The organism is Hyphomicrobiaceae bacterium, from assembly GCA_041397645.1.
GTDB lineage: Bacteria > Pseudomonadota > Alphaproteobacteria > Rhizobiales > Hyphomicrobiaceae > Hyphomicrobium_B.
Window position 1 is genome coordinate 143518 of record JAWKWE010000007.1, and the last position, 16061, is coordinate 159578.

General features: G+C 58.8%; 12 protein-coding genes. 3 read left to right on the top strand and 9 right to left on the bottom strand.

Going from position 1 to position 16061, the window contains the following annotated elements; genetic code table 11:
• Positions 1-34 precede the first annotated feature (34 nt).
• The 8 genes from R3D51_18565 to R3D51_18600 all read right to left on the bottom strand — a co-directional run bounded on the left by R3D51_18565 (position 35) and on the right by R3D51_18600 (position 10204).
• Positions 35-2413, bottom strand: coding sequence for a molybdopterin cofactor-binding domain-containing protein (locus R3D51_18565; GenBank protein MEZ5901487.1), 2379 nt, complete (start codon positions 2411-2413; stop codon positions 35-37).
• A gap of 2 nt (positions 2414-2415) precedes the next feature.
• On the bottom strand, positions 2416-2868 hold the full coding sequence (locus tag R3D51_18570; GenBank protein MEZ5901488.1) for a (2Fe-2S)-binding protein: 453 nt from the start codon (positions 2866-2868) through the stop codon (positions 2416-2418).
• Between the two features lie 59 nt (positions 2869-2927).
• A complete protein-coding gene (locus R3D51_18575) occupies positions 2928-3425 on the bottom strand; it encodes a hypothetical protein (protein ID MEZ5901489.1) in 498 nt (165 codons plus the stop codon).
• Between the two features lie 9 nt (positions 3426-3434).
• Positions 3435-5192 carry a PQQ-dependent dehydrogenase, methanol/ethanol family gene (locus R3D51_18580; GenBank protein ID MEZ5901490.1) on the bottom strand — a complete coding sequence of 586 codons (1758 nt, stop codon included), beginning with the start codon at positions 5190-5192 and terminating at the stop codon, positions 3435-3437.
• Between the two features lie 41 nt (positions 5193-5233).
• Positions 5234-5833, bottom strand: a complete 600-nt coding sequence (locus R3D51_18585; protein ID MEZ5901491.1) for a ubiquinol-cytochrome c reductase iron-sulfur subunit — start codon at positions 5831-5833, stop codon at positions 5234-5236.
• Between the two features lie 498 nt (positions 5834-6331).
• Positions 6332-6979, bottom strand: coding sequence for an LUD domain-containing protein (locus R3D51_18590; GenBank protein ID MEZ5901492.1), 648 nt, complete (start codon positions 6977-6979; stop codon positions 6332-6334).
• The gene (locus tag R3D51_18595) at positions 6976-8349 is read right to left on the bottom strand and encodes a LutB/LldF family L-lactate oxidation iron-sulfur protein (protein ID MEZ5901493.1); all 1374 of its coding nucleotides are present in this window, start codon (positions 8347-8349) and stop codon (positions 6976-6978) included. The genes R3D51_18590 and R3D51_18595 overlap by 4 nt, the downstream gene beginning before the upstream one ends.
• A gap of 133 nt (positions 8350-8482) precedes the next feature.
• The gene (locus R3D51_18600) at positions 8483-10204 is read right to left on the bottom strand and encodes an L-lactate permease (GenBank protein MEZ5901494.1); all 1722 of its coding nucleotides are present in this window, start codon (positions 10202-10204) and stop codon (positions 8483-8485) included.
• A gap of 291 nt (positions 10205-10495) precedes the next feature.
• Here R3D51_18600 and R3D51_18605 point away from each other — a divergent pair, with 291 nt between their 5' ends.
• Complete coding sequence (locus R3D51_18605) at positions 10496-11026, top strand: DUF2478 domain-containing protein (protein ID MEZ5901495.1); 531 nt, start codon at positions 10496-10498, stop codon at positions 11024-11026.
• A gap of 21 nt (positions 11027-11047) precedes the next feature.
• Here R3D51_18605 and R3D51_18610 read toward each other — a convergent pair whose 3' ends face one another.
• Positions 11048-13720, bottom strand: a complete 2673-nt coding sequence (locus tag R3D51_18610; protein MEZ5901496.1) for a bifunctional acetate--CoA ligase family protein/GNAT family N-acetyltransferase — start codon at positions 13718-13720, stop codon at positions 11048-11050.
• Between the two features lie 205 nt (positions 13721-13925).
• Between R3D51_18610 and R3D51_18615 the strand changes: the two genes are divergently transcribed.
• Together R3D51_18615 and R3D51_18620 are read left to right on the top strand one after the other, a co-directional pair.
• Positions 13926-14501 carry a hypothetical protein gene (locus R3D51_18615; protein ID MEZ5901497.1) on the top strand — a complete coding sequence of 192 codons (576 nt, stop codon included), beginning with the start codon at positions 13926-13928 and terminating at the stop codon, positions 14499-14501.
• Positions 14501-16057 (top strand): AAA family ATPase, encoded by a 1557-nt coding sequence (locus R3D51_18620; GenBank protein MEZ5901498.1) that lies wholly within the window; start codon positions 14501-14503, stop codon positions 16055-16057. The genes R3D51_18615 and R3D51_18620 overlap by 1 nt, the downstream gene beginning before the upstream one ends.
• The last annotated feature ends 4 nt before the right edge of the window (positions 16058-16061 follow it).

Consider the following 16061-nt stretch of genomic DNA (forward strand, 5'->3'; position numbering starts at 1 on the left):
GGGCGCAGAATGATACCGCAAGTACAGGGAGTGATCAGGCGTTTTGCAGCTTTTCACCCATTGGCAAGTTGCGAACCCGCTTTCCACTTGCTGCAAAGATGGCGTTGGCGAGGGCCGGAGCGAATGGAGGAACGCCGGGCTCGCCGACACCTGAGGTGTGGTGTTCTGGAGATGCGGGCTCCAGAATGTGGACATTGACCTTCTTCGGGTAGTTCGAGATTCGCGCCACCTCGAAGTCGGAGAAGTTCGACTGCTCAACGATGCCGTCCTTGAAAGTGATGCCGCTGTAAAGCGCAGTGGACATCGCCATCACGGCAGCACCTTCGATCTGCGAACGAATACGCTCTGGGTGAACGTACATTCCGCAATCGATAGCAGTGGTAACCTCAGGCACGCGCACAACGCCGTCCTTGTCGATGGAGACATGCACGACCGAGGCGACGTAGGATGCGAAGCAACGGTGTCCCGCAATTCCCATACCCTGACCTTCCGGCAGCTTCTTGCCCCAACCAGCCTTTTCAGCTGCCGTGGCAATAACCCGCTTCAGTCGAGATGTGTCGATCGGGAACTGGTCGTATGGCTCGCCGTAATTCCAGAAGTCGTCCGGCATGCCAGCCGCCTTCAGGTCCACTTTGCGATCTGAGCCGATAATTTCCAGCAGGAAGTCCTTTGGATCCTTGCCCAGCTTGTGGGCGAGTTCACAAATGAACGACTGCACCGCGAACGCCCGCGGAATATTGGAAACAGAACGGAACCAGCCGATGCGGGTGTGGGCCATTGCCTGCCCGTTTTCGCAGCGAATGTTAGGAACCTCAACCGGCACATCGACAAGGCCCATGCCATATTCGAGGTTGAACTGGTAACCACTATCGGGCGCGAACGTCGAAAGGATTGACGGCGCAACGGACCGATGACGCCATGCCGTCACCTTGCCGCTGTCGTCGATGGCCGCATCGAGATGCTCACACGACGTCGTGTGGTAAAAGCCGTTGCGAATATCGTCCTCGCGCGTCCACAACAGCATCACAGGAGCACCGTTGGACCGCTTCGACAGTTCGACCGCTTCAAGCGCGTAATCGCACTTGGACTTGCGGCCAAAGCCACCACCTAGAAGCGTCACGTTAACCGTCACGTTCTGTTCGGCAACCTTGTAGGTGTCGCAAATGTCTTTGCGCGAACCATACGGACTTTGAAGCGGAGCCCAAACGTCGATCTTGCCGTTGGCGAACTGCGCAATCGCAACTGGCGGTTCCATCGAAGCCTGAGCGACGTGCTGCTGATGGTAGGTTGCAGACACGACTTCCTTGGCGCTGGCGAATGCTGCATCGGGATCACCAAGATTGCGGATGACCTTGCCGGGCTTGTTGGCCGTTTCTTCCATTTCCTTGTGGTATGCGACGCTGTTGTAGCTCGCGTGCGGGCCGTAATCCCATTCGAGTTTGAGCGCATCCCGCCCAGCCATTGCCGCGTAGGTGTTGCGAGCAACGACAGCTACGCCGCCGAGGGAAGCAAACTTCGCCGGCGGCGCCTTGCCTTCGATCTCGTAGACCGCTTCCACGCCGGGAACCTTCAGCGCATCAGCAGGATCAAATGACTTCAACTTGGCTCCGATCACTGGCGGCCGCGCCATCACAGCATACTTCAGACCCGGAACGCGAACGTCGGCACCGTACTTTGCCGCACCCACGGTGATGTCGAAAAGATCGACAATTTTGACCGGGTTCTTGACCATGTAGCGAAACTCGGCCGGCTTCTTGAACTCGACCGTTTCGATATCAGGTACGGCCCGGTTCGTTGCTGCCTCTGCCAGTTCGCCAAAGGTGTAGACCTTCCCGGTCTCTTTCCCATCCTTGGTGTACTGGATAACTTTGTGGTTGCTGGCTTTGCACAGCGATCGGTCGACGCCCCACTTCAATGCTGCGACCGTTTCGAGCATCTGCTTCATCGAAGCACCGATGACTCGCATCGGCTGGATGTAATGGCGCACGCTTCGAGAGCCGTCGGTGTCCTGGTTGCCGTAGCGCGGCTCATCACCAGGAGCCTGCACGATTTTAACCCGCGCCCAATCGGCCTCCATCTCGTCGGCAATGATCATTGGCAGCGCGGTGCGGGCACCGGTTCCCATTTCCGATCGATGCGCCACGATAGTGACGGTGCCGTCCTTGTCGAGCGCCACAAATACTTTGGGATCCATGACAACGCCATTCGGCATGCCAAGACCACCGTGAGGATACAAGGTCACCGCCTTTGCCTCGGTCGGTGCCAGCATCCGCAACGACATAACCAGACCAGTCGTGGTGAGGATTCCACCCAAAATCGAACGGCGGCTCACGTTCTCGATTATAAATCCGGTCTTTTCAATCCGAGCGCCGCGCGCAGCGGCCTCGGCATGTTCTTCGATAAAGTGACGCATGATCATGCACCTCCCGCTGCAAGACGCACTGCGGTGTGAATGCGCTGATAGCAACCGCAGCGGCAGATATTCCCAGACATTTCCTTCTCGATCTCGGCGTCGCTCGGCTGCGCGTTCTTTGCGAGCATCGAGGCTGCCTGCATGATCTGACCTGCTTGGCAGAAGCCGCATTGGGGAACGCTGACCTCACGCCAAGCCTTTTGAACCGGATGATTACCATCCGGGCTCAGCCCTTCGATCGTGGTCACGGCCTTTCCAGCAATATCCGCCATGGTGGTCTGGCAGGCGCGGGCTGCTGTTCCATCGACATGCACAGTGCAGGCGCCGCACAGGCCCGTGCCGCAACCGTACTTGGTGCCTGTCAGATTTGCCTCATCGCGAATAAACCATAGGAGTGGCATGTTTGGATCGCCGTCGAAAGCGTAATCCTTGCCGTTGATTTTCACTGCAACCATTTCTTGTCCTCCAGCTGTTCTTCTTGATTTTCGCGCCCGCGTCAGCGACGCATCTTTTGCTAGTCGTGTTCCGTCGTCCCCTTTTCCTTGACTAAAAGAGCGATCCGGTAGGCGTCCGCCATTCTGCCGATCATGTAAACGCCGGCAGGGGCCGCTTCCCCTGGCTCACCGTCCGCATAGGTGACACGGAGAATGTGGGAGACCTGCATATTGAGCTTGTGCGCCTTGATGTTGTGAAGGCCCTCGCGTGTGGCGTCGTCAATCTGCTCAAGTTCAATTTTCGCAATTGGCCGACCCAACCCGTGCCTGATGATGGCCGAGAATTCGCGACGCTTATAGTCGGAGATCCCTGCCCAATTGACGATGTGATCGATCGATTCAAAATCCTTTGTTTCAATGGCCTTGCGAACCGTCGAGACAAGTTCATCGGTGGTTGCGGGATAGTGTGCGGCATCTTCCGCAGCTGCATGCGCCGGCGCAGAAAATATCAGACATAGGATGCAGAGGAGGCCGAAGCCCCCTCTGCGAACGTGCATCATGGGAAGGTGATCAAGCACGCTAGCTCCTTACTTCTTGAGAGCGAAGACCCAGATGGATCCACCTTGCGGAACCACGGGCAGCTTGCGACCCTCAGGCATGATCTTCTGCATCAGAGCATGCATGCGCTCTGCATCGACACCCCAACCCGACTGGACGGCGATGTACTGCGTGCCGTTAACCGAGAAGCTCGAAGGAACGCCGTTCACGCCTGAAGGCAGGGCCATCTCCCAGAGGATCTTGCCGTTGGTTGCATCCATAGCGTGGAACTTGCGATCCACCGTGCCGCCGGCGAACACGAGGTTGCCACCGGTCGTCAACAACGGCGCCCAGAACGGCGTGTCGTTGAAGTTCGTCGCCCACGAACGCTTGCCCGTCTTGACGTCGAATGCCTGCAAGCTGCCGATCGGAATCGGCTTCGACGTGTCTACTTTGTCGGAGAAGCGAAGGCTTGCGAACACGACGTCAACCGGAACGCTGAGCCACAGCTCGCCTGGTTTCAGCTTGTCGAGTTTGCCAGCGCCGCCGTATTCCGAGCACAGGTTGATGTGCGAAGGAATGTAGAGCATGCCGGTCTTGGGATTGTACGCCTCCGGCGGCCAGTCCTTGCCACCCCACAGGCTCGGGCAGAACTTCACAGTCTTGTCGAGAAGCGGGATCTTGTCCTGGTTGTAGGACGGACGACCGGTCTTGGGATCGATCTTGTCGAACACCGATTGCTCGACATAGTTCTCGGCATCGACGAATCCAATCTCGTCGGCACTGCGTGACAGCCACCACAGGTATCCATTGCGGCCCGCGTGGACGAGACCTTTGACCTTCTTACCATTGCGCTCATAGTCGATGAGCAATGGCGAGGAGACCTCGTCCCAGTCCCAAGCATCGTTCCAGTGATACTGGTGATGGCCTTTGATGGCGCCCGTCGTCACGTCGATCGCGAGAACGGAAGACGTGTACAGGTTATCGCCAGGACGCGTGTCCGGCATCCAGGGTGCGCCATTGCCCGTTCCGAAGAAGGCGAGCTTGGTTTCAGGATCATAGTTGCCCTGCATCCAGATTGAGCCGCCACCGGTCTTCCAGTCTTCACCGCGCCAGGTGTTGGAGCCGGGCTCGCCGGGCGCCGGAATAGTGAAAGTCTTCCAAGCAATCTCGCCGGTATCGGCGTTGAGCGCCGTGATGGCGCCGCGAATACCGAATTCACCGCCAGAGACGCCGGTGATGACTTTGCCATCGGCAATCAGCGGAGACAGCGTGCTGTATTCGCCAATCTTCCAATCGCCGACGCAGTTGCTCCAGGCTTCTTTGCCGTCGGACGCATTGAGCGCCACAACGCAGGCATCGAGCGTCGCCAGATAGACCTTATCCTTATAAAGACCGACGCCGCGATTGGTCGGGTGAAGCTGGAACAGCTCCTTGGGAAGTTTGCGGCGATAACGCCACTTCTCGACGCCTGTCGCCGCGTCGAGAGCAATGATGTTGTTCTCGGGCGTCGAGACGAACATCACACCGTTGTTGACGATAGGGGGCGCCTGATGTCCCTCTTGCAGACCCGTAGCATACGACCAGACCGGCACAAGATCCTTGACGTTGGAAGAATTGATCTGGTCGAGCGGGCTGTAGCCCCAGCCCTGGTAGTTTCCGCGCCAGCTCAGCCAGTTCTCAGCTTCAGGATGCTGCAACCGCTCGTCGGTGACTGGAGAGTAATCGCCCGCGGCCGCTACGCCGCAGACGCCCATCGATAGGGCGGCGAGAACACTCGCTCGCATTCGTCTTCTCGTTAGTGCCATTCTTTCCTCCTTCAAAGTGAGCTTGTCGTTTCTTTTGATTGTCAGCTTTGGGCGCCCGGTGCGGCGGAGAACTCTCCCGTCGCCACGATGTAGCCCTCGGCATCGACCCCGATCGGTAACGTCGGAAGCGGTTCGGTCGCCGGTCCAGCGACCACGTCGCCTTTGTTTGCGGCGTCGAATTCCGACATATGACAGAAGCACCGCCAGTGATTGACGTCTGGCTGCCACGAGGCAACCGCGCAGCCCTTGTGCGTGCAAATAGCTGAAAACACCTCGACCCCTTTGGTCGCTTCGAGGTTCTTGTGCTCGCCCGACAGGCGAACGAGGTTGACCATGTTCAGGCGCGTTTCGGTGCGCGGATGGCCCGTTGTGGGATCGACGGGATAAGCACCCATGATCGCCTGTCCGGGTTTGAGCTCGTCCAGCTTGATCGGCGTCGGGTCTCCGCTATCGGGAATGATTGCAAATCGATCGCCCTTTTGGAGCGTCGCCGTCGGATCTGTTTCCGCGACAGCACGGCGTGGAACGCTCGCAACCGCCGCCGCAGCGCAACCACAAAGCGCCAGCGCCTGCGCCATGCTACGACGCGTCAACATCTTTTCCGGCTGCGTATCGCCTCCGGTCTTTGTCGGCCTAGTCATTTCCACCCACTACTTTTTCTTTTTTTGTCTTACGGTCTTGCGACCATCACAGTGGGAGAGACATTTTCCGTGCCATGCTGCACAGCAACCGTCAGGCGGGCGCTCTGCGAGCAAAATACTCCGAGGGAATGGAGCACCAAACTCGCGTTGAGCTAACGCTCGCGGTGGCTCAGGAACCTCCTATCAAATTGACTAATATCAGCTATTTCTCACCGCTCCGGTGCACGGCCTTCGGGAACCGATGCATGCGTTGCTTCGTCGGTTTCGGCACGAACAAGCCAATATGTTGTGCAGCGCAATCAAAATTGTGCGGTGATGGCGTAACCTCCGAGACAGGTGACATGTTACATGTGACACCTTGCGTTCACGTGACACGCACCTTTTGACAGGCCGAGCGCATTGTGCGTGCCATGAAGCGCGCGCACAGACATGTAGAAGGGCGTTGTGCCCCGTCGTGGCTGCAACGCCCGGAGCTCACCTCAAATGTTGCTTGAACAGTTATGTTTTCGCAGATGAGGTCAGCAGCACATGCACAGCCTTGGGACCATGTGCAGGTCTGACGACGATGCCCGCAACATCTGCTGTGCGCGACGGCCCCGACACGAGATTGACCGCCCGCGGCCAGGGATCGTAGGCCGCCTTCGCTTTAGCCAAGCCATCTTCCAGAAACGCCGTGATGTCGGCCTTATCGAGCACGATCACATGGATCTCTGGCGCATAGTTGAGGCTTGAGGGGGCATCCTTGCTGGAGCAAAGAACGACACTTCCCGTTTCAGCGATCCCCGCCACCGCGCGGGTGACCGTCAATTTCTCATCGACGCGCGCTTTCTCGTCTCGCACCTGCACGGTGCGGGGCCACGGCAGATCGCGCAGAGTTGGCGAGACGGAAATATCTGGTGCGAGATTGGCGCGCGCCAGAATTTCAGCGACAGCAACGGGCACACCTTCTATGCCGCCGACGTCCCGGATGCTTATGAGATTTGTCGCCGCCTTGGCCCGAAAACTCGCTTCGACATCGCCCGGCAGCTGCGGGCGGATCGATGCCGGGCGGTCCTTCGACCATACAGAAAGCGGGTCACTGTCCCTTGTGGCGGCTGTTGCGGCCTTGATGCGTGCCATAATCTCATCGCGTGCCGAGCCACTCATCGGGCACCTCCGCGATCTTTCCAGATTTCTTGAAACGTCTTGCCTTGAGGCGCCGGCATGTCGCGCTCACCCGTCCAACCGCTGCCAAGCGGGAGTGAGCGAATCCGACCGCGCGTGCCGCCCATCAGACGCATCGAACGCGCCGCTATTCGAGCAGCAATGTTGTAAAGGCGTGGACGACGGGCAACCCACGACCACAGCCCCAACCCAGCACGCACTGTGGAGGACGTCATACCCGCCTCCCACTGATCGTGGCGCAATCGGCGCAACATGTCTGGCAAAGGAATTTTGACCGGACACACCTGCTGACAGCGACCATTGAGCGTGCAGGCGTGGGGCAGCTCACCGCCCTTTTCATGTCCTGCGATCATGGGGGTTAGGACGGCACCCATTGGACCCGGATAGACCCAGTTGTAGGCGTGCCCCCCAACGGACATGTAGACCGGACAATGGTTCATGCACGCGCCACAGCGAATGCACCGAAGCATTGGTTTGAAGGGCCCGTTGAGCATCTTGCTGCGGCCGTTATCGACCAGAACCACGTGATATTCTTCAGGTCCGTCGATGTCGCCGGCGAGCCGTTTTCCACTCATCAAGCTCATGTAGGTGGTGAATTCCATGCCGAGCGCGCTGCGCGCCAAGAGCCGCAACATCGTCACCGCATCATTGATGGTAGGAACCAACTTCTCGATGCCGACGGTCACAACATGCACGCGCGCCAGCGTGGAAGTGAGGTCTCCATTGCCCTCGTTGGTTACGACGATATTGGAGCCGGTTTCGGCAATGAGGAAGTTCGCTCCGGTGACGCCTATATCTGCCGCAAAAAACTTTTTACGCAGCACCGTACGGATCTGACCTATCAACTCTGCTGGATCGCTGGTCTGCTTGAAGCCATATGCCTTGTGCTTTTCGGCAAACAGCGCCGAGATCTGCTCCACCGTTTTATGGACGGTCGGCATGACGATGTGGCTGGGTGCCTCACCGGCAAGCTGCACGATATATTCGCCCGCGTCGGTCTCGAGCACCTCGAGCCCTTCGGCTTCCAGTACCGCGTTGAGACCGATCTCCTCCGACACCATGGACTTACCTTTAGTGACGGTTTTGGCGTTGGTTCGTCGGCAAATATCGCGAATTATCTCGCACGCATGTTGGGCATCGCGCGCCCAGTGCACTTGTCCACCGCGTGACGTTACAGCCTGCTCGTAGCGTTCAAGGTAGAAATCGAGATTGGCGAGGGTGTGATCCTTGATCGCCGCACCCTGCGCCCGCAATGCCTCGAAATCGGGAAACTCGGCAACGGCTTTGGCGCGGTTCCCGACAAAACCCCGGCGCAAAGCGGCCAGCGAAGACTGCAGGTTATTATCAGCCATTGCGCGTACAGCGCGGGTCTCGAAATTCGCCGTCGAATGTTCCATGCCGCTCAAAGGAACTTCTCACACTTTGAAGAAAACCATTGCGGCCCGCATGCATGCGCACGTCGGGCCGCGATGTCGTCGAAATAACTTACGGTGTGACCGGCCCAGACACGATCATGAAGGGGAACATGTAGGCCTGTGCCATCACTAGCAGGCCAACGAGGCAAGCCAGGGCCACCGAGTGGAAGAAGACGAAGCGAAGGATTGAGCCTTCGTTGCCGTACCACTTCGTGGCCGTCGAGGCGACGACGATGGACTGCGCGTCTATCATTTTGCCCATCACGCCGCCGGAGCTGTTCGCCGCCGCCATCAGAATGGGGCTCAGACCCAGCTGCTGAGCACTGACCTTCTGGAGGCCGCCGAACAGCACGTTTGATGCCGTATCGGATCCTGTCAGCGCCACACCGAGCCAACCAATCATGGTGCCGAAGAACGGATACAGGAAACCTGTGTTAGCCAACAGCAATCCCATTGTTGCGTCGGTGCCGGCGTAGCGGGTCACATAGCCGATGGCCAGCATTGCTGCGATCGTGAGCAGAGAATATCGCACCATCCAAATCGTCTTGCCGTACATTCGGATCATCTGTGGAACAGTATATCCGAGCACGAACGCCGCCACGATTGCCGCGAGGAAAATGCTCGTTCCGGTGGCCGAAAGGATATTGAACGTATAGACCGCCTTCTCGGGTTCAGGATGTGCCACGACCGGAGGCATCTTCTGGACTTGCTCGTTCAGGCCCGGGATCGGGAATTTGTTGAAGGCGAGCTTGGTGAGCGAGCAGGCCGATTCAGAAATCGCCGAGCGGGTCTCACCTGCGGAAAGTGCGGTGGGACAACCGTTCAAGACCTCTTTCACCTGCGGCACGCCCCATGCGAACACGAACAGGCTGAGGATCACCCATGGCGCCCATACGCGCGCGCCGCCACCCGTAAGCGCGGCAGCCGAGGTGCCCGGATGGTTCTCCGCGGCATGATGGTCCGGCATATCCGTCATCGGGTTGGCGGGCTTCCAGAACCTGAGGAACAGCGCCAGTGCGCCCATGGAACAGATGGCTGCCACCACGTTGACAAGCCACGGACCGTGGTAGTTCGAGATCAAATACTGGGGAATAGCGAACGAAACGCCTGCAACAAGGATAGGCGGCCAAACCTCCATCATTTTACGGAAACCGACGAAGGCCCAGATCAGCCAGAACGGGACGAGAATGCAGAACGGCGTCAGCTGGCGGCCCACTTGCGCGGTCAATGAAAGAAGGTCGAGGCCGGTGACGGCGGAAAGCGCGATGACGGGTGTGCCCAGCGCTCCGAAGGCCACCGGAGCAGTGTTGGCAATCAGCGACAAGCCAGATGCGGCCAAGGGCGAGAACCCTAGGCCAATCAGCATGGCCGCCGTCACCGCGACCGGGGTGCCGAAACCGGCGGCTCCTTCGAAGAACGCGCCGAGAGAAAATGCGATGAACAGCAACTGGATACGCCTGTCATCGGAGATGTTGCGGATCGAAACCTGCAAGCGTTCGAAGTCACCCTTCTCGTTTGTAAGGTTATAAAGAAAGATGACGTTGAGAATGATCCAGCCGATTGGCATCAGGCCGAAAGCGGCCCCAAGGCCCGCAGCTTTCGCCGCCATGTCCGCTGGCATACCGAAGCCGAGCACGGCCACAAGAAGTGCTGAGATCAAACCCAGGATTGCCGCGTAGTGAGCTTTGATCTCGAAGATCGCAATCGATCCCAGAAGCACGAACACGGGCAAGGCAGCCACAGCCGCCGACAACAGCATGTTCCCAAACGGATCGTAGACCTGTGACCACATCCTCGGCTTCCCCCTTTTTTATAATTCCCTGGCCATTGTAGTGTCGTGGACCGACTAGCCATTATGGGCTTCTTGGTCAGGTAAATAGACCATAAGCCTGTCGTGGGCAAATACGTATATTGGGGATAGCGGTAGATGATGTTCTCCTTCCCTACCCTGAAGACATGCGTGCAGCGCACGAAAGCCGACCTGAGACGTTGGGCGCGTAGCGAAAGAACCGACAGTCCGTTAGTCTAAAGTTTACGAGCGACCGCGGCGCGAATTGGTCGCCGCACGAGAAGGATAATGCCCATGAAACTCGCTGCAATAGCATACGATGCCGGACAGGGCGACGACATCGACGCCGTCCTGTGTGCCATTGCGCATGAGTTGCGCGCCAAGGGTTACAAGCTCGCTGGTGCGGTGCAATGGAATGAGCCGCGCGAGGGCCTACCGCACGACGCGATGATCCTGGAGGATCTCTCCACGGGCCGCCGCCTCGACGTATCCGGCGAGCCTGCCGCGGGCGGCGGCGGATGCCGACTCGATTCCTATGCTTTGGAAACCGTTGCGGGACTGGTGGCAAACACGATCGATACGAACGTCGACCTCGTCATCCTCAATCGCTTCGGCAAACAGGAGGCAGCACGTGCGGGCTTCCGTCCGATCATCGAAGCCGCTGTTGCCAATGAATTGCCGGTTCTCACCGGGCTCAACAATGCGCATCGCGCGTTGTGGGAAGACTTCACGAGCGGAGAAGGTATCTATCTGTCTGCAAGCCCTGAGGACGTCAAAGACTGGGCCGCTCGCACCCTCGCGGAGCGCAAGCCGGCTGACCGCTGAGGGCCCAATCCTTACGTGCCACTAGAGATCGAGGCGCACTTCGACCACTTCAGGATCATCCTCGCCGATCGTCATCTTGAACCCAAGCCGGCGAGCCATCTCAATCATGGTTGTATTTTCCGATAGCACCAATCCGGTGATGCTGCGGACATCCTCGGCGCGGGCATAGGTAATGAGGTGCTGCATCAGACGCCACCCGAGCCCCCTACCCTTCTGATCTGAGCGTACCAGGATTCCGTATTCCCCCGTCGCCAGATCGGGATCGAGAACCAGACGGACGACACCCAGCAAATCGCCGCTTTCGGGCGCAAGCGCAACGAAGGCCATCTCGCGCGCATAGTCGATTTGCGTAAGGCGTGCGAGAAATTGGTGCGATAGCGCCACCCGTGGCGTGAAGAAGCGCATCCGCACATCTTCCGAAGAAATATTGGAAAAGAACTTCTCATAAAGCCGTTCGTCCTCAGGGCGCACCGGGCGAACCAACACGTCACCGACACCCGCGATGTCAAAGCGAGTCTCCCACTGAAGCGGATAAGGCCTGATGGCGAGCGCCATACGCGGCTTCAGCCTTTCATCCTCCACCCGAATGCGTGCGTCGAGCGCCAGCACGCCCTCCTCGTCAACGATCAGCGGATTGATGTCCAGTTCGCGGATCTCGGGGTGTCGCACGACCAGATGGCTGATCTTGACCAGCGTGTCGGCAATGGCCCCCACGTTCGCCGGTGGCGTATTGCGATAGCCCTTGAGCAACTTCGAGATGCGCGTTTCCTTGATCATTTGTCGGGCGAGCACATCATCAAGCGGAGGCAGCGCCAGAGCACGATCGGCCACCACCTCAACCGCGGTTCCACCGGCTCCGAACAGGATCATCGGCCCGAACGTGCGATCCACGCTCATTCCGACTATGGTTTCATGCGCGCCTGGGCGACGGATCATGGCTTCCACCATGAAGCCTTCGATCTTTGCGTCCGGCCTTACAGATGCAACCCGCTCCATCATTTCCTGCGCGGCAATGGCGGCGGCTTTCGCGCTTTCAAGCCCAAGCCGCACGCCTCCCACGTCGGACTTATGCGAGATGTCCGGCGAAAGGATCTTGATCACACAGGCTGCGTTGTGGACTAGCACCTGGGCGGCGGCGGCTTCGACTTCTGCCGCGTTGCGCGCAACGATCGTCTCGGCGACCGGGATGCCTTCAGCGGCAAGCACGGCCTTGGCCTCAATGGCATTGAGAACGTCGCGGCCCTCGCTCAACGCCGATGCGATGATCCGCGTCACCTCGCTGTCGTCATCGGCCTCGAACTTCGGCCCAGCATCGGGTGTCTGGATGAGTTCCTGCTGTGCCCGCGCATATCTGACAAGTTGCATAAACCCGACGACGGCGTCGCTTGGCGTTTCGAACGTTGGGATTTTGTCTTTCACAAACAGTTCGCGTGAAGCCCGCGCCGATCCCTCGCCCAACCAGCACGTCAGCAACGGCTTTGGGTTTAAGTTGTCGCGGGTTTGCGCATGATATTCGTCCAAAATCGCTTGTGCATTCGCGAGTGGATCAGCGAGCGCCGTTGGACACTGCATGACGAGGAGGGCGTCAACCGATTTATCCTCCAGAAGCGCATCCATGGCCGCACGATACCGTTCAGGACCGGCGTCTCCGATGATGTCGACGGGATTGCCACCCGACCATCCAGCAGGGAGCACGGCGTCAAGCTTGGCCTTCGTCTCCGGCTCAAGAGGTGCAACAATTCCGCCCTCGTCCTGCAGGGCATCGACAGCAAGGACACCCGCGCCGCCGCCATTGGTGAGAATGGTCAAGCGTTCCCCATGGAGCCTGGGACGGCGTGCAAGAACCTCGGCGGCGGCAAACATATCTGGCAACGTTTGCACACGCAAAAGGCCAGTACGGCGGAAGGCGGCATCGTATGCAGCGTCTGAACCGGCAAGAGCGCCAGTGTGGGACATGGCTGCGCGCGCTCCGGCTTCATGGCGTCCGCTCTTCACCACGATTACCGGCTTCACGCGTGCAGCGCGGCGGGCGGCCGAAATAAACTTGGAAGCATTGGTGAGCGCCTCCATGTAGACCAGGATGGCTCGGCTCTCCATGTCTCCCGCGAAGTAGTCGAGAAGATCACCGAAATCGATGTCCGACATGTCACCGAGCGAGACCACATGCGAAAATCCAATGTCGCGACCGGCAGCCCAGTCAATCACCGTCGTCAGCAGCGCTCCCGACTGAGACAGGAATGCGATTGTCCCCTTCGGCGCATCGCGATGCGCAAAGCTCGCGTTGAGACCGAGTGTCGGTAGCATCAAGCCAATGCCGTTTGGCCCCAGAATGCGAAGGCAATAGGGCCGAGCGTTATCGAGCATCGTCGCTTTTAGCGGGCCTAGCCCAGCTGTCACGACGACGGCCGCGCGCACGCCCTTCTTGCCCAATTGAGCAATGATGTCGGGAACCGTCTTGGCGGGTGTCGCCACCACCGCCAAATCCGGAACTACAGGAAGATCATCGATTGATTTGAAGCAAGGCTGACCATGAATTTCGCTATGACGCGGATTGACGAGCAGGATCTTTCCGCCAAATCCTCCGGCCATCAGATTTTTGACAATGGTCTCGCCAACTGTACCAGGTTCTGAGCTGGCGCCCACGAATACGACCGAGCGGGGTTGGAAAAGAGCATCGAGATTGCGAACGGTCATAGGGTCATTGCCTCGTGGGTCCTTTACCTGATCAACTGCGCCGTCAATGACGGATTGCCGTCGTGCGCTTGTCTTGCCAGAGAAAGCGCTGAACGTGCAATTGTTGTGACAGCGCAAGGTTCTCAGTGCAGCCCCTTGACGCAGCGCCGGTACCGCTCCACCAAGGATAAAAGTTCAATCTGCCGATCCCCGGGGAGGGCTGAAGATGAGTCGAGTTGGTCACGCGAACTACGAAACCGCCAGTGCAGAGCTGCGCGCGGCGTGGGACAGCGAGATGCGTGAACGCGGGCGCGTCACCAACATGAAACGCACACTTCTGCAGTCGGAGCCCGCCTATGCAGCCTATATGGGCTGGTATCCACTTTGGGACGAACTGGAAAAGCTCGTCGGGCATCGGGCAGCCGCAGTGTTCGCGCACGCGATATCCGCGCGTAACGGATGCGTCCTGTGTACACTCTATTTCCGCAAGGAACTCGATGAAGTGGGGATCGCGCCGGACGCATTTACCACAACACCCGACGAGGCCCTCCTTGTGCGTCTGGCGGAGAGCATGGTGGTGGAAAGCGCAGGCCACCATACGTCAGATAATGAAGCCCTATGGAAGGATCTCAAAGCCCGGTTTAGTGACCGGGATCTCGTCAACATCGTGGGCTTCGCGGGCATGATGATGGCTGTCAATGTTTTCAACAGCACGCTCGGCGTAGAGGTCGATAAGGAATTGGAGCGTTTTCTGCCCTCCTTGCGCACCGCTCAGCGCCAGGCAGCGAATGAGACGACCTGATGGCGCAAGCCCAAGACGAGATTTTCGCTTACCTGAGTAATCCGAAGAATTGGCCGGAAAAACCCGATAAAGTGGACGTGGTCGATACCCACGGCGCGCGCATCTTCCTGGCGGGCGACAGCGTCATGAAAATCAAACGCGCCGTGAAACTACCTTATCTCGATTTCTCCACGCTGGATCTGCGCAAGCGCTATTGCCTGCACGAGCTTGCCATCAACAGCCCAGGGGCTGGAGGCCTCTACCGCGATGTCATCCCCATTACGCGCGAGCGCGACGGTCGCCTGCTCGTCAATGGTTCTGGCACGCCTGTGGAATGGGCTGTCCGGATGCACCGCTTCGACCAGGGGGATCTTCTCAAGTCTGTGACCGCGCGCGGCGCACTCACGCCGAAAATGCTGGATGAACTGGCTGATGGCATTGCCCTCTACCACGCAAACGCGCCGGCCTCCAAGGCCGAGGCGGAACGCATGAGCGATGTTACGGCAGGCGTTCTTTCAGGATTGGAGACGTCAGCCACACCCGAGCTGTCAGGTTTGTTACAAGATCTTCGCGCAACATTTCAAACGGTTCTCTCCGGAACCCAAGCCTTGCGCGCAACCCGGGCTAAGAGCGGGCACATCAGACGCTGCCATGGCGATCTGCATACGGCCAACATCGTCCTTTGGAAGGGACATCCCGTTCTGTTCGACGCGCTCGAATTCGATGAAGAGCTCGCCACGATCGACACGATGTATGACTTTGCCTTCCTGCTCATGGATCTGGAACGAATGAACGCGCGCGAAGCGGCGAATGCACTGCTAAATCGCTACTTGTGGCGCACTCAGGACATCAGTGATGTGGAGGCCCTGCGGCTGCTGCCCTTGTTCATGTCGTTGCGTGCCTGCGTGCGTGCCCTCGTTGCTATGGACCGATTCGCGGCCACACATGGCGACAGCGGCACACTGCGAGCTTCAGCACACAGATCGCTTGCACACGCCCACCACTGGCTTCAGCCGCCACCACCCCGCCTAATCGTCGTTGCGGGACTGTCCGGCACAGGAAAGACGACCCTCGCTCGCGCCCTTGCGCCCCTCATCGATCCAGCTCCGGGCGCACTTCATTTGCGCAGCGACTTGGAGCGGAAGGCGCTGGCTGGCGTCGAGCCAACCGATCGTCTTCCGCCATCAGCTTACTCGAAGCAAACGGCCAACGCTGTCTACAACCGCCTGATCGCACGCGGCGAAGCAGCACTACGTGCCGGTCATAGCGTCATCATCGACGCGGTCATGGCTGATCCATCGGAACGCGACGACGTCGAGGCTCTCGCACACCGAACCGGTGTCCCATTTTTCGGACTTTGGCTTGAAGGCGACGCGCAGACACTCAAGACGCGCGTAGCAAACCGTGTAGGCGATGCTTCGGACGCGACATCAGCGGTGGTCGAAAAGCAGCTCGGCTACGATATCGGCAACATTCGCTGGCCGCGGCTCGATGCAACGGCTTCAGCGCCGCAAACACTTTCGGAAGCGCGCGGCGTTCTAGGTATCGCAGACCGCGCATCGAACGCAGCGCCATAACGCA